This is a genomic window from Rothia kristinae, from assembly GCF_016028855.1.
Classification (GTDB): Bacteria; Actinomycetota; Actinomycetes; order Actinomycetales; family Micrococcaceae; genus Rothia; species Rothia kristinae.
The window spans coordinates 930,077-944,195 of sequence record NZ_CP065738.1 but is presented as its reverse complement, the minus strand read 5'-3'; the positions used below and the strand labels follow the sequence as shown (position 1 = coordinate 944,195).

At 71.8% G+C, this 14,119-nt stretch carries 15 protein-coding genes; 5 read left to right on the top strand and 10 right to left on the bottom strand.

Annotation, left to right across the window (positions count from 1 at the left end):
- Positions 1-203 precede the first annotated feature (203 nt).
- The 5 genes from I6G21_RS04280 to I6G21_RS04260 form a co-directional block, all read right to left on the bottom strand.
- Positions 204-803 carry an Asp23/Gls24 family envelope stress response protein gene (locus I6G21_RS04280; protein ID WP_058731708.1) on the bottom strand — a complete coding sequence of 200 codons (600 nt, stop codon included), beginning with the start codon at positions 801-803 and terminating at the stop codon, positions 204-206.
- Complete coding sequence (locus tag I6G21_RS04275) at positions 800-1,354, bottom strand: DUF6286 domain-containing protein (protein WP_058731709.1); 555 nt, start codon at positions 1,352-1,354, stop codon at positions 800-802. The genes I6G21_RS04280 and I6G21_RS04275 overlap by 4 nt, the downstream gene beginning before the upstream one ends.
- 5 nt (positions 1,355-1,359) lie before the next feature.
- Positions 1,360-1,770, bottom strand: a complete 411-nt coding sequence (locus I6G21_RS04270) for an Asp23/Gls24 family envelope stress response protein (RefSeq protein ID WP_081046368.1) — start codon at positions 1,768-1,770, stop codon at positions 1,360-1,362.
- Between the two features lie 3 nt (positions 1,771-1,773).
- Entirely contained in the window at positions 1,774-1,956 is a 183-nt protein-coding gene (locus I6G21_RS04265; RefSeq protein WP_058731710.1) for a hypothetical protein, read from the bottom strand.
- Between the two features lie 141 nt (positions 1,957-2,097).
- Entirely contained in the window at positions 2,098-2,583 is a 486-nt protein-coding gene (locus tag I6G21_RS04260) for an Asp23/Gls24 family envelope stress response protein (protein WP_058731711.1), read from the bottom strand.
- A 328-nt stretch (positions 2,584-2,911) separates the two neighbouring features.
- Between I6G21_RS04260 and I6G21_RS04255 the strand changes: the two genes are divergently transcribed.
- Genes I6G21_RS04255 through I6G21_RS04245 form a run of 3 tightly spaced genes read left to right on the top strand, consistent with a single transcriptional unit; the run spans position 2,912 to position 4,489 of the window.
- Entirely contained in the window at positions 2,912-3,499 is a 588-nt protein-coding gene (locus I6G21_RS04255; RefSeq protein WP_058731712.1) for an RNA polymerase sigma factor, read from the top strand.
- Positions 3,496-4,155 carry a hypothetical protein gene (locus I6G21_RS04250; RefSeq protein ID WP_129358054.1) on the top strand — a complete coding sequence of 220 codons (660 nt, stop codon included), beginning with the start codon at positions 3,496-3,498 and terminating at the stop codon, positions 4,153-4,155. Before I6G21_RS04255 ends, I6G21_RS04250 begins: the two co-directional genes overlap by 4 nt.
- Positions 4,142-4,489, top strand: a complete 348-nt coding sequence (locus I6G21_RS04245) for a hypothetical protein (protein ID WP_058731714.1) — start codon at positions 4,142-4,144, stop codon at positions 4,487-4,489. The genes I6G21_RS04250 and I6G21_RS04245 overlap by 14 nt, the downstream gene beginning before the upstream one ends.
- A 90-nt stretch (positions 4,490-4,579) precedes the next feature.
- Here I6G21_RS04245 and I6G21_RS04240 read toward each other — a convergent pair whose 3' ends face one another.
- The 5 genes from I6G21_RS04240 to I6G21_RS04220 all read right to left on the bottom strand — a co-directional run bounded on the left by I6G21_RS04240 (position 4,580) and on the right by I6G21_RS04220 (position 11,425).
- A complete protein-coding gene (locus I6G21_RS04240; RefSeq protein WP_129358053.1) occupies positions 4,580-5,059 on the bottom strand; it encodes a pyridoxamine 5'-phosphate oxidase family protein in 480 nt (159 codons plus the stop codon).
- 192 nt (positions 5,060-5,251) lie between these two features.
- The gene (locus I6G21_RS04235) at positions 5,252-7,399 is read right to left on the bottom strand and encodes a glycosyltransferase family 39 protein (RefSeq protein WP_058743661.1); all 2,148 of its coding nucleotides are present in this window, start codon (positions 7,397-7,399) and stop codon (positions 5,252-5,254) included.
- Positions 7,400-7,447: 48 nt separating this feature from the next.
- Positions 7,448-8,818 carry a bifunctional glycosyltransferase family 2/GtrA family protein gene (locus I6G21_RS04230; protein WP_081101453.1) on the bottom strand — a complete coding sequence of 457 codons (1,371 nt, stop codon included), beginning with the start codon at positions 8,816-8,818 and terminating at the stop codon, positions 7,448-7,450.
- Between the two features lie 280 nt (positions 8,819-9,098).
- Entirely contained in the window at positions 9,099-9,599 is a 501-nt protein-coding gene (locus I6G21_RS04225) for a hypothetical protein (RefSeq protein WP_061225116.1), read from the bottom strand.
- Positions 9,600-10,378: 779 nt separating this feature from the next.
- On the bottom strand, positions 10,379-11,425 hold the full coding sequence (locus I6G21_RS04220; RefSeq protein WP_100463506.1) for a hypothetical protein: 1,047 nt from the start codon (positions 11,423-11,425) through the stop codon (positions 10,379-10,381).
- Positions 11,426-11,585: 160 nt separating this feature from the next.
- Between I6G21_RS04220 and I6G21_RS04215 the strand changes: the two genes are divergently transcribed.
- Together I6G21_RS04215 and I6G21_RS04210 are read left to right on the top strand one after the other, a co-directional pair.
- Positions 11,586-12,341, top strand: a complete 756-nt coding sequence (locus I6G21_RS04215; protein ID WP_058731667.1) for a response regulator transcription factor — start codon at positions 11,586-11,588, stop codon at positions 12,339-12,341.
- Complete coding sequence (locus I6G21_RS04210) at positions 12,341-14,014, top strand: sensor histidine kinase (RefSeq protein ID WP_100463505.1); 1,674 nt, start codon at positions 12,341-12,343, stop codon at positions 14,012-14,014. Before I6G21_RS04215 ends, I6G21_RS04210 begins: the two co-directional genes overlap by 1 nt.
- Positions 14,015-14,119: the final 105 nt, after the last annotated feature.

Genomic DNA, 14,119 nt, shown 5'->3' with positions numbered 1-14,119 from the left:
GGGCTTGCGCGCAGAGAAAAAGGAGGGGCCGTTCCCACGCCGTCGATGACGACGCGGGAACGGCCCCTCCGTGGCGGTGCGGACCCTCCTCCGAAGGCCCGCGGCACCGCCGCGGTCGACCACCCCCTATGGTCGGCCCCATGGTCGGCTCCGCCCTGCCGGGCGGATCCCCAGCTGACGGCACCCGGATCCGGGTGCGCCGGCTAGGCGACCACGACCTGATGGCGCTTGGCCGTCTCCCGGGAGACCGACACCTGCACGCCGAGATTCGTGAAGCGCTGCTCCAGCGCCTGGGCGGCCTCCGGCAGGATCTCCTGCTGGATGGCGCCCAACAGCTCCTGCACGTCCACCCGCTCATTGGCGGTGACGTCCAAGGCCAGCTCGGGGGCGCGGGCCGTGCCGCGCAGCACGGCCTTGGCCCGGGTCACATGCTCCAGGTCCTCGACCCGCTGCTCCAGGGCATCCGTGACGGCCGACGCCGGCATCACGGTGGTGCCCTGGCGGGCGTCCCGGTGCAGCTGCAGTGGGGAGGCCTCCTGCTTGCGGGGGGTCTGGGCGGCCAGCCACCACACGGCCAGCAGCACCAGCACGATCCCCGCGGCCAGGGCCGCGCCGGGCAGCCACTGCTGCCCCAGCACGTCCGAGGCCCCCTGCAGGGGCTGGGATCCGGCGTCGAAGCCGTTCAGTCCCCAGGAGGAGACGAGACCGGCGGCGGTCAGGATCCAGAAGGCCCCGGCCAGCAGCAGGACGAGGCCGATCACGGCCAGCCACGCGCGGTTCAGCGCGCCTGCTCTCTTCCTCATGACATCTCCTTCGTCACGGCCCGCACGCGGACCTTCGGCACGGGGGTCACCCCGGCCTCGGACAGCCGACGCTGGACGCTGCCGCGGACCTCCTCCACGATGTCCCGGTGCTCGCGCAGCGGGGTGGTGATCTGCACGATCACGGAGCGCGGATCCGCGGAGGAGCTGACCTTGGTGACGCCGTCCACCAGCGAGGCCTCGGCGGAGGCCAGCCCCGCCAGGGACTTGTTGGTGATCACGGCCTCGGTGCTCCCGTCCACGGCGACCGATTCCGCCACGGGCAGGCTCAGCCGGGCGGCGTGGTGGCGACCGGGCACGATCGCCCCGATCAGCAGCACCAGACCCAGCAGCACCAGGATCACGGCGACGGTCCAGCCGACCGGGGAATCCCAGGCCAGCCCGGAGGCGCCGTCCACGGCGTCGTCGACCTGCGGCATCCAGCGTCCGGAGCTCAGCTGGTCCACGGACAGCCAGATCAGCAGCGCGCCGAGGGCGAGCAGCACCACGCAGGTGACGATGACGGGGGTCAGCCGGGTGGGACGTTGGCGCATTCCCTTCACAGCAGCTCCCTCCTTCCCTGTTCGGTGCGCGGCTGCAGGTAGCCCACGCGGATGTCGACCTGGCGGATCTGCACGCCGGTGGCCTCGCTGACGCGCCGGCGCAGGGTCTCGCGCAGGTCCTCGGTGACCTGGCGGATGGGTGCGGGGTAGCGCACGCCGACCTCCAGGGCCAGGGTCGCGATCCGCCCGGTCAGCTCCACCTTGACGGAGGGGCGGGCGGAGAGGCTCTCCTGCTTGCCGATGCCCAGGACCCCACCCGAGGTGCCCCCGATGTGGGGCTGCTCGGAGGCGATCTGCGCGGCGATCTTCTCGATCACGCGCTCGGCGAGGACGGTGCGTCCCCGCTCGTCGGGCGCTGGGGCCTGCGCGTCGGCGGCGCGGCGGCCCGCGGTGGTGGTCTCAGCCATGGGTCACCTCCGGTCGGAGGACTTGCCCATCAGGGAGCGCAGGTCCAGGCGGCCTTCGAGCACCAGACCGACCACCAGGCCGATCGCGCCGAAGAGCACCACGATCAGGAACATGGAGAAGGTCCCGAAGGCGGCGACGATGCCGAGGACCAGGCCCACGAGCAGACCGAAACGAGTGGTGTTCATGATGAATCCTTAGAGATGAGTGTCCAGAGGGCCGCGCCGCCGCGCCCCGCGAAGGTCCGACGGATCGGAGCTGTGCGGGTGGTTCGCGGCGCGTCGGCGCGGCCGGTGGGGATGCCGCCCCCGCTGGGGTGGCGGGGAGGACTACTGGAGCTGCTTGCCCTCGTCCTCGTTGTCGTCGTTCTCCTCGGGCAGGTGCACGTCGGTCACGTTGATGTTGACCTCGACGACCTCCAGGCCGGTGGCCTGCTCCACGGTGGAGATGACGTTGCGGCGGATGGAGCGGGCGACGTCCACGACGGAGGCGCCGAACTCGATGATGATGGACAGGTCCACCGCGGCCTGGCGCTCGCCCTTCTCCACGGACACGCCGCCGGAGACGGAGGTCTGGGCGCCGGGGATCCGCTCGGAGACGGCGTCGAAGGCGCGACGGGCGGCGTTGCCCATCTTGTACACCCCACCGACCTCGCGGGCGGCGATGCCGGCCAGCTTGGCGACCACGGTGTCGTTGATGGTCGTGGTGCCCTGCGAGGTCTGCAGCGGGCTGTTGTTGGCCCCCTTGTCCTCGGAGCGCTGCCCGTTCTGCTGAGCAGAGGAGGTGGTGGACTTGATGTCGTTGGTGTTGGCCATGTCGATGACTCCTTCCTCATGACCGCCATCGGCGACGGTCACCAGTACAGACGCCGCCCGTGCGGAATCCTCACGCAGGTTCTCGAGATTTTTTTCCGGCGGCTTCCCGGAGGGGTGCCCGCGGGCCTCCCCGCGGGAGCCCGGAGGACCGCATCGTCCCCAGTCGGACCGGGATTGTGAGGAGTACGCCGGGGGAGAACCCCGAGGGGCGACGTCAGATGCGTCACGTACCCTGGGGAGGGCAGCCGCCCGGCCCGCGACCCCGCGGAATCCCCGGACACGGCCACCGAGCAGCAGCGACCACCGACGAACGGAGGGGAACCACGGCATGGTCCGGCACGAGCCCGCAGGGCCCGACCTCGAGGACATGGACCTCGCAACGGTCGGGGAGCGCGCCCAGGACGGAGACCTGGAGGCCTTCGAGTCCCTGGTCATCCGCTACGAGACCTCCCTGTTCCGCATGGCCTACCGCATGCTCGGGGACCGATCCGAAGCGGAGGACGTCACCCAGGAAACCCTGATCTACGCGTGGCAGAAGCTGGAGACCCTCCGGGAGCCGGTCACCTTCCCCACCTGGCTGCTGCGCATCGGGGCCAACCGCTGCAAGGATGCGATCCGCAGCGACTCCCGCCGCGGCACCCAGGCGGTGGAGGACGAGACCCTGGAGCGCATCCCCTCGGCGGCGGCCGGGGAGGACCCGCACCGCCGGGCGGAGAGCCGGGCCGGGATGGATCAGCTGAACCGGCTGCTGCAGACCCTCCCCGAGGATCAGCGGCTGGTATGGATCCTCCGGGAGCTGCACGGGTACTCCTACAATCAACTGGCAGAGACGCTCGGAGTCAGCGAAACCGTGGTCCGGGGCCGGTTGGCCCGCACCCGGAAGAATCTGGCGCAAGGAATGGAGGCGTGGCGATGAGCAGCCAGCACCAGGACGTCGACCCCGAACGGCAGCGGTCCGGCACGGGCCCCGCCGCCCCGGAACCACATGTCGTCGGCCCCTCGGACCCCGCCGCGCCCGACGAGGGTGAGGAGCTGCTGGGCTGCGGGCGCCCCATCGACTCGATCTGGGCCACCCTGGACGGCCCGCCCGATGAGCACCAGCGCAGCTGCGAGTACTGCACCCAGGCCCGGCACAGCCTGCAGTCCCTCGCGGCCCTGACCGATGCGGCCCGGGCCGAGGAGCAGGAGCTGGCACCGGCCCCCTCGATCCGCTCGCGGGTGATGGGCTTCGCCCGGATGCACGTGCGCCGGTCCCACCCCGTCCTGGCGTTCCGCACCGACTCCTCGGAGCTGTTCGTCAGCCAGGCCGCGGTGGCCGCGCGGGTGCGTCGCACCGTGGACTCCTTCCCGGGTCTCACCGCCCGGCGCTGCCGGGTCAGCACCGAGCAGACCCTGCCGGACGGGGAGCGGCCCCTGCACCTGCGGGTGAGCATGAACATCTCCCCGGAGAGCGTCTACACCAGCTATGACCGGAACCTGCGCACCGCCATCGTGGAGGATCTGCGCGATGAGCTGGGACTGACAGCCCAGACGGTGGACTTGGAGATCGAGGACATCAATGATCGCGTCTAGCACGGCCGCCGCCCCCCAGGGGCAGGCGCCCACCAGCCTCATCCACCGGATCGCCGAGGTCCTCGACGCCGACCCCGACGTCGTGCGCCGGGAGCCGACCCTGGCCCAGTTCGTCACCAGCCTGCGCCGCGGGCAGGCCCGCGAGCGGGTGGACGGGCTGCGGGTCTCCGAGACCGACGCCGGGGTGCGCGTCTACGCGGAGATCACGGTCCGGCGGGAGCGTTCCCTCCTGGAGATCCACCGTCGTCTGCGCGACGCGGTGGAGGCGGCGGTGCTCGAGCAGACGGGTCGGGCACCGGCCCTGCTGGATCTCACGATCCTCGGCACGGAATAGCCCGAGACAGCGCGAGCCTGCGCCGCAGATTCACCGCGGCGCAGGCTCGACGCTCTGCTGGGCCCCGGGATCACCGAGGCCCGTCGGTCCTCAGAGCTCGACGGTCTCCGAGGAGCCCTGCGGGCGCTGCCCGGTGACCTTGGCCTTGAGGATCGCGCCGAGGGCCTTCGCGCGCCCACCGGGCTGACCCCAGAACTGGGCGGACTCCCCCTCGAAGCGCAGCACCCCGAGGTTCGGATCCTCCTTGCCGTGCTCGAACCAGGCGCCGGCGGCGTCGTTCCACAGCCGATCGATCGTGGCCCGGTCCTCCTCGAACTCCACGGTCCCGGACACGGACAGCCAGGATCCGGCCTCGGCGAAGGCGAGGTTGACCTGGCCGTTCTTCCGCAGGTTCTCCGCCTGATCCCCCTGCAGCCCGATGAAGAAGCGCACCACGGCCTCCTCGGTGACCTCCTGCGGGGTCATCGGGTAGGACTGCAGGGTGCCGTCGGCGGCGACGGACGCCATCATCACGAAGCGCTCGCCGCGCATGATCTCGACGATGTCCGCGCGGGTCAGTTCCTCGGCCATGGTTCTCCTCCTGGGGTTGGGGTGCCGCCGAGCCCGGGGCTCGTACGGCGGGTGGTTCCGCCTCCCATGCTCCGCCGCCCCGCTCCCGTTGGCCAGGGTGCGGGGCCGGTTGCGCGCACGGCGGACGGAGCCGACGCCGCCACCCAACATCATGGGCGGCGGCGTCGGGTCCCTCTTACGGGGTGCGCAGGGTCAGGAGGAGGACGAGGAGGTCAGGTCGTAGACCGTGGTGCCTCCCACCGTCGTCGCGGTGAAGTGCTCCTGGACCCACTGCTGGATGGCGGAGGAGCTGGAGTCACCCATCCCGCCGCCGCCCATGCCGCCGGCGATGAAGTAGTGGATCTTCCCTTCGGAGACCATCTGCTTGAACTCGTCCAGCGTGGGGTACGGGTCCGAGCCGTTCCAGCCGCCGATGTCCAGGACCTCGGTGTCCGACGCGAGCATGTAGTTCGCCGCCCCGGTCGCGCCCATGGTGGCCGCGGAGTACTCGGTGCCGGCGTTCTCCAGCAGCTCGGTCAGCTCGGCGTTGGACTCGCCCATGCCGCCGCCCATGCCGCCCTGGGCCCCGTCGGTCTGGGTGCCGTCGGAGGTTCCGGACGCGGACGCGTCGGTCTGCGCGGAGTCGGTCCCGGTCTGGCCCGCGCCGCTCTGACCGGTTCCGTCCTGGGAGGTGCCGTTCTGGGCGGCACCCCCGGGCGCGGTGCCGGTCTGACCGGTGCCACCCTGGGTTCCGTCCGTCTGGGTGCCATCCGTCTGGGCGCCGTCGGTCTGCCCCGCGGCCCCGCCGCCGGGGGCACCACCCGTGCCGCCGCCGGGTCCGCCCATCCCGGATGCACCGGCCACGGCCGGCCCGGAGGACGGGGTGGAGCCGGTGTGAGCCTGGCCCGCGGTGGCGACACCCCAGGAGGCCGTGCCGAGGCCGCCGAAGATCAGCGCGGCCAGGGCCAGCACCGTACCCATCCGGCGGAAGCCGCCCGGGCGCAGCCGGTGCACACCGGCCGCGATCGCGACCGCGGTGAGGGACCCGCCGATCAGGATGACCCAGGGCAGCCACGGCAGCCAGTCCGCCCCGGCGCTGCGCAGCAGGGCGAAGTTCCAGATCACCGTGATCAGGAGGGTTCCGGCCAGCGTCCAGCGGGCCGGGGCGTACTCGCGTCCTCGCCACAGCTCGACGCCGCCGATGGCCACCAGGGCGGCGACGGCCGGGGCCAGGGCCACCACGTAGTAGGGGTGGATGGTGCCCTGCATGAAGGAGAAGATCCCGGCGGTGATCACCAGCCAGCCGCCCCAGACCAGCAGGGCCGCGCGGGTGCCGTCCGTGCGCGGGGCGCGGCGGGTGAACCAGAGGCCGGCCACGAGCAGCACCGCGGCGGCGGGCAGCAGCCAGGAGATCTCCGGGCCGAAGCCGGAGTTGAACATCCGCAGCACGCCGGTGGAGCCGCCGAACATGGAGCCGCCACCGCCGCCCCCTCCGCCGCCGTTGCCGGAGCCGCCGAAGATCCGGCCGAGGCCGTTGTACCCGAAGACCAGCTCCCAGAAGGAGTTGTTCTCCGTGCCGGCCATGTACGGGCGGGAATCGGCCGGCCAGGCGTAGAACACCGCGGCGTAGGCCAGCACCGGCAGGCACACGCCCACCGCGGCCACCGCGAGATCGCGGATCCTGCGCACCCATCCGCCGCGGGCGGCCACCAGCACGGCCAGGGCCAGGGCGGGCAGGATGAGGAAGCCCTGGAGCATCTTGACCAGGAAGGCCAGACCCAGGATGAGTCCCGCGCCGAACAGCCACCCGGTGGAGGCGAAGCGCCGGGCCGGGTCGGATTGGATCGCGCGGATGGTGAAGTACGCGCCGAGGGTCAGGCACAGGGTGAGCATCGCGTCCGGGTTGTTGAACCGGAACATCATCACGGCCACCGGGGTCAGGGCCATCAGGGTTCCGGCGATCAGCCCGGCGATCTTGCCGCTGGTGCGCTTGACCGCCAGGTACAGCACCCACACGGCGGCGATGCCCATGAGCGCCTGCGGCAGCAGCACCGTCAGGGAGCTGAAGCCGAAGAGGCGGGCGAACAGCGCCGGGATCCAGTAGGCGGCCGGCGGCTTGTCCACGGTGATGCCGTTGTTGGCGTCCAGGGAGCCGAACAGCATCGCCGTCCAGGATTTCGATCCGGCACGCACGGCGGCGGCGTAGAAGCTGTTGCCCCAGCCGGAGATGGTCAGGTTCCACAGGTACAGCACGGCGGTGCCGAGCATCATCAGGGCGACGGCGGGGTTCAGCCATCGCGGTTCGCCGGGTGTCCCGGCGATCAGCCGCCGGAAGCGGCCGGGGGTTCTCTGGGTCAGCATGGTGCTCCTCAAAGGATCAAGGGGTTGGGGAGGGGGTCAGGGGTGGGTTCAGGCGGCGCGGGCGGCGTCGGCCTCGGCGGGCTCCGCCGGTCGCACCGTCTCGGGAGTGCCGGCGAGGCGCGCCTCGGCGGCGTCGGCTGCGGATTCGGCTGCGGCGTCCTCGCGGGGGCGGAAGACCCACCAGCGGAACAGGAGGAACTTCAGGACGGTCGCGGCGAGGTTGGCCAGGACGACGGCGATCACCTCCAGCACGGGGTGGTTCCCGCCCAGCGCGTCCAGGCCCGCCAGGGCCCCGGCGGTCAGGCCCCAGCCGAGGAAGAACACGATCAGGCCCTGCAGCTGGTGCTTGGCCGCTCCGGCGCGGCCGGTGACCCCGAAGGTGAAGAAGCGGTTCACGGCGGTGTTGGCCACGGCCGTGATGATCAGGGCCAGGAAGTTGGCCCACTGCGCGCTCATCGTCATCCGGCACAGCACGAAGATCAGCAGGTAGGCGAGGGTGGAGCCGACGCCGACGACGCAGAAGCGCACGGCCTGGGAGAACAGGGCGTTGGACTGCCCGGCGATCGCTCCGCGGCCGAGTTCCGCGCGCAGGGCGCTGACCGGGATCCGGCCGGTGGCCATCTCCTTGGACAGCCGGATCATGCCCTTGATGTCGTCCGTGGCGGTCTTGACCACGTCCACGCTGGAGTGGGGGTCATCGGTCCAGTCGACGGGGACCTCGGCCACGCGCAGGCCGACCTTGTCGGCGAGCACCAGCATCTCGGTGTCGAAGAACCAGGCGGCGTCCTCGGTGTAGGGCAGCAGCTTCTGGGCGACGTCGGCGCGGATGGCCTTGAAGCCGCACTGGGCGTCGGAGAAATGGGCGCCCATGAAGGTGCGCAGCATGAGGTTGTAGCAGCGGGAGATGAACTCGCGCTTGGCCCCCCGGACCACCCGGGAGCTGCGGTTCAGGCGGGTGCCGATGGCCAGGTCCGAGTGCCCGGTGATCAGCGGGGCGACCAGCGGCTGCAGGGCGGCGAGGTCCGTGGACAGGTCCACGTCCATGTACACCAGCACGGCGGCGGCCGGGTGGGTCCACACCTCGCGCAGCGCCCGGCCCCGGCCCTTCTGGTCCAGGTGCACGGTGCGCACCGCGGGCAGCTCGCGGGAGAGGCGCTCGGCGATCACGAGGGTCTCGTCCGTGGAGGCGTTGTCCGCGACGGTGATGGAGTACGTGTAGGGGAAGTGCTCGGCGAGGTAGGCGTTGAGCCGGCGCACGCAGGCCTCGATGTCGGTCTGCTCGTTGTACACGGGGATGGTCACGTCCAGCACGGGCTGCGGTCCGCGGGTGTCCACGGGGTCCCGGCCGATGTCGACGACGCGGGCGGCGGCCGCGGTGCGGGAGGTCAGGGACTGGGGGGTGGGGGCTGTGGTGGTCATGGGACCAGCGTCGAGGCCCGGTGTGTGCCGCCTGTGTGGCGCTGCTGTGCCGTTGCTGTGACTGCGGAGGGGCGGGGCGGGATGGGGGCTGGGGCAGCAGCGGGTGGCCTGGTCAGGCGAGACGGCGGTCCTTACGGCGTTGCGCTGTCTCAGAGGGCTCAGACGGGATCGTCATCCGCATGGGGGTTCTTGAAGAGCGAGTCCAGCATCGCCCCTCTTCAACGAGAAATCGCCCCCTGCAGTCGGTTCTGGGCATCCACCGCCGAGAGGATCTCATAGATCATGATCTTCCCTGGTCGAAGTCGAGGACCGTGGTCTTGACGGATGGCCTGGCCGTCAGCTTCACGGACACGCCCCGGCCCTCTTCGGTGAATTCTGCGGTGAACTTCTCGCCCCATGATCTGATGGACAACCCCTGGCGGAAGTGCAGCATGCGACCATCGCGCCCATCGAACTTCACGGATTCGACGGTCGCGACACCGAGGAGGAAGACCTCCTGCGCCTCTTCCATCGGTCTGTCGATGCGCAGGGAACCGGTGGACCTGACCCCGCTCCTCGTGATCTTGAATGTCTTCACACCCTGCGTGTACTCGGCATGCCAGGGGCGCAACCTGATCCGGTGTACTGCGCCCAGCAGAAGACAGGCGGCGAAGGTCAGGGCATACGAATAAGCCCAGGCGTATGATTCCTCAGAGGTTGCCGCCAGCGTTATCCTCGTCGCCGCCGAACTGAGGATGAGCCCAGCCGTCCCCGCCGGAAGATATCCGAAATGCCACTCCATCGGTGAGGACCTGATCATCGAAACGCCCAATGCCCGTGGGTTGATGTCATCGAGAGGACCCGGTCTCTTCCGGGCACCGGGTGCCGCTCATCAGATCCGGCGGAGCGCTCAGATCCTCCGGCTCCATCCGCAGCACCCGAGCCTCGCGATGCCATCAGCATCCGAGGTCGGGGCAGGACGGGAAGCGGCATCGCGACCCCCTCGACAAGGCACGCAGGCCCACACCACGGAGCGCGATCCGGTGCCTGATGAGAAGTGTCAGACATCATGTGGGCTCCGTCAAACTCATCCCTCGCGGGCGGCTTCGAGGCAGGACCCTACGGTCGAAGCCCGAGCTCGGGGTGCCGACGCGGGACGCGCCCGCCGCGGCCTCGCCCTCTCCCCCGATCGATTCGAGCAGGCCGGGCGAGAGCGCGGTACCGCGAGGATGAGACGATGCGGTCTGCACCCCCGGGAACCACAACCGCGGGCGCAGACCGCATCCATGCCCTCCGGATCCGGCAGAAGTGTGTCTCGGGGCAGCGAAGCCCCGGAGCGCGGACCGGGAGCGTCCGCGGGTGCGAGCCCGTCCCATGACGCCGGAGGCGGGGAGAACGGGAGGGCTGACGGTCCTGATGGAGCCGATGCCCCGCGGATGAGACACCATCGTGCTCTCCCCCACGAGGTGAGGCAACCCGAAGGAGACGCCCAGCCCCCGCGCCATCGCGGGTGCGGGGCGTCTCCCCTGGGCACGCGCCGAGACCCCCCGAGAGTGATATTCCTCACCATCAGGGGCTGGGTCAGGAGTCCGTCCCGGAGGAGTCCGACGACGACCCCGAGCCCTGGCCCGCGGCCCCCTGCCCGCCGGAGGCCCCACCCGCCCCGGACGAACCCGAGCCGGTCGAGCCCGTCCCCGACTGGGCGGCCTGCAGCGAGACGAGGGTGACGGCGTCGTCCTTCTTGGTCCCGGAGGCCATGACCTCATCCCCCGTGGAGATGCCGCTCACCAGGGAGGAATCGGACACGGTGTAGACCTGGGTGTGCCCGTCGGAGGACTTCACGGTCACGGAGGAGTCGGAGATCTTCTCCACCGTGCCGGTCTGGGTGATGGTGGTGACGTACTCGCCGTTCTGCTCGGTGACGCTCTGCGAATACAGCGGCTGCCCGCCGGCGATGCCCAGCCCCGCAGCGCCCATGCCCGGTGCGCCGCCCTGCGCGGTGCCGCCGGCGCCCGTGCCCGACTGGCCGGTCCCCGACTGGCCCGTCCCCGACTGGCCCGTGCCGCCCTGCTGCCCGGACTGACCCGCGGCGCCGGAGCCGTCTCCCGACTGGCCCGCGCCCGCCTGGCCGGTGCCGCCCGCCTGGCCGCCACCCATCCCGCCGCCCATGCCGCCGGGTCCTCCCTGGCCCTGGGAGCTGGAGGAGTCCGCGGCGGAGGACAGCCCGTAGGCGGCCGCGGCCGCGCCGCCGGTCACGGCGATCGCGATGGCCGCCGTCGCCGCGGTCTTCCGGGTGCTCCAGGTGCGCCCCGCCCTGCGGTCCCGGGCTCGCTCCCACTCCTCGGCGGGAGCGCCCCAGGCCGGGGCGGGACCCCCGGCGATCGGCTCGGTCTCCTGTCGGTGCGTGGCGGGGTAGGAGGCGGCGGGGCGGGTCGCCTCTCGGCGGCGGGAGCCGGCCTCGGTGCGGCGGACGTCGTCGACGCCGTAGCCGTCGTCGACACGGTGGACGCCCTCGGAACGGTGGACGCCGTCGGCGGAACGGTTGGCGTCCTCGGCGCGGCGGGCCGCCTCCTCGGCGGATCGGCGGGCGTCATCCTGCGGATGCTGTGCGGAGTCGCGGGTGGTCATGGCTGGGGATCCTCTCGGTCGGGTCCGTGGTTGGTCCCTACCGACGATCCGGAGGCCGCCTGTGCCCCGGCTGTGTCGGCGTGTTCGGGTTGCTGTGACCTGGCCCCGAGACGCCGCCCAGGCCCCCGTGGCGGGCAGACCGCGGGCTAGTGTGTGGAGCATGAGCCAGAACACCGCCGCCTCCGCCACCGAGCTCGCCCGGAACCTGCCCGCCCTCGAGCACCCGGACGGCAGCCGCATCCGGGCGCTCGTCGTCGACGACGAGGCGATGCTCGCCGAGCTGATCGGCTCCGGCCTGCGCATGACCGGGTGGGAGGTGCGCTCCGCCGGGGACGGCCCCTCCGCCCTCGCCGCCGCCCGCGAATTCCGCCCCGATGTGCTGGTGCTGGACATCATGATGCCCGGGTACGACGGCGTCGAGCTGCTCTCCCGCATCCGCGCCTTCCAGCCGGAGGTCCCGTGCCTGTTCCTGACCGCCAAGGACTCCGTGGATGACCGCATCCAGGGCCTGGCCGCCGGGGCCGATGACTACGTGACCAAGCCCTTCTCCATGGAGGAGGTGATCATCCGCCTGCACCGGCTCGTGCAGCGCTCCGGGGTCGCCGCGGTGGACGACGCCGAGCTGGTGGTCGGGGACCTGGTGCTGAACCAGGACACCCGCGAGGTCACCCGCGGCGGGGAGGAGATCACCCTGACCGCCACGCAGTTCGAGCTGCTGCGCTACCTCATGGAGAACGCCAAGCGCGTGGTGTCCAAGGCGCAGATCCTGGACAGCGTGTGGAATTACGACTTCGGCGGACAGGCCAACATCGTGGAGCTGTACATCTCCTACCTGCGCAAGAAGATCGACGTCGGCCGCGAACCCATGATCCACACGGTGCGCGGGGCCGGGTACGTCATCAAACCCGCCGTCTGATGGCCCTCGCGCACGACGACGCCACCCCCGCCCCGCGCGGGCCGGCGACGAATGAGGCGGCCGCGACCGGGGCCGCCGGGGGCGGGACGGCCGCGAGCGGTTCCGCGACGGCCCCGCGCCGCCCGGCGGCCCCCGCGCGCGCCGGGCTGCTGCACCCGGGCCGGTGGCGGCTGCGCACCCGGTTGATCGCGATCCTCCTGGCGTTCCTGGGCATCGCGTGCCTGGTGATCGGCGCCGCCAGCTACGCCGCGATGGACGCGAACCTCACCGGACAGCTGCGCACCCGACTCGCCGAGGCCTCCGACCGGGCCACCAGCTTCGCCGGACCGCACCGCGGCCAGGACGGCACCGGCGCCGATGGCTCCGCCGGGGGAGCCGACGGCGGCCAGGATGCGGCCACGAGCACCCCGAGTCCCTCCTCCACCGCCCCCAACCCTCTGAACGCCCCGGGCCAAGCCGCCGGAACCCTCAACGCCCGGGTCGTCGGCGGCGAGTTCGTCTTCGGCGGGATGCTGGACACCCGCGGCTCCGCCGTCGCCCTGACCGCCGCCGATGAGCAGACCCTGCTGAACCTGCCGGTCGGGAAGGAGGCGCAGCGGGTGAGCCTGTCCCAGGGGGACTACCTGGCGCTCGCGGAGAAGGACGCCAGCGGGCAGACCGTGATCACCGGGCTGCCCACCGCGGACGTGGACCGCACCCTGACCACCCTGCTGCTGATCACCGTCGGCGTCAGCGCGGCCGCCCTGGTGCTGGCCGGGCTGCTCGGCTCCTGGGCGATCCGGCGCACCATGAAGCCGCTGGAGCGGGTCTCCGCCGTCGCCACGGACGTCTCCCAGCTGGATCTGGGCGCGGGCCAGCTGCCCCCGGAGACGCGGGTGGCTCCCGCGGATGCCCGCCCGAGCACGGAGGTCGGCGCCGTCGGGCACGCGCTGAACCTGATGCTGGAGAACGTGGATTCGGCGCTGAGCGCGCGGCAGCGCTCCGAGGACCGGGTGCGGGAGTTCGTCGCGGACGCCTCCCACGAGCTGCGCACCCCGCTGGCGGCGATCCGCGGGTACTCCGACCTGCTGAAGTGGACCGAGGACCTCACCGGGGACGGGCAGCGCTCCCTGGGCCGGATCGACTCCCAGTCCCAGCGCATGGCGGCCCTGGTGGAGGACCTGCTGTTGCTGGCGCGCCTGGACCAGGGCCACCAGCCGGTCAGCGAGGACGTGGACCTGACCGAGCTGGTGGTGGAGAGCGTCTCCGACCTGCAGGTGGCCGCCCCCTCGCACCGCTGGGCCCTGGAGCTTCCCGAGGAGCCGGTGGTGGTGCGCGGGGACCCCCGGCAGCTGCGCCAGGTGCTGATGAACCTGCTGTCCAACGCCCGCAAGCACACCGACGACGGCACCACCGTGACCACGGCCCTGGGGGTCAGCGCCAACCGCCGGGAGGCCGTGCTGACGGTGACCGACGACGGCCCCGGCATCGACCCGGACTTCCTCCCGCGGATCTTCTCCCGCTTCGCCCGGGCGGATCAGGCTCGCTCCGGGGAGGTCGGCACCACGGGCCTGGGCCTGGCGATCGTCAAAGCCATCGTGGAGAGCCACGGCGGCCGGATCGCGGTGGCATCCCGCCCGGGCCGCACCGAGTTCGAGGTCCGCCTCCCGACGGCGACGGCGACGGCGTCGTAGCCGAGGGGCCCGGGGCTGGAGGCCAGACGGCTCACCGACCCGGCGCATCCGTTCCCATCCGGGCCTCCCCGGGCGGCGAGGCGGCGCATTCGTTCCCAGGAACGG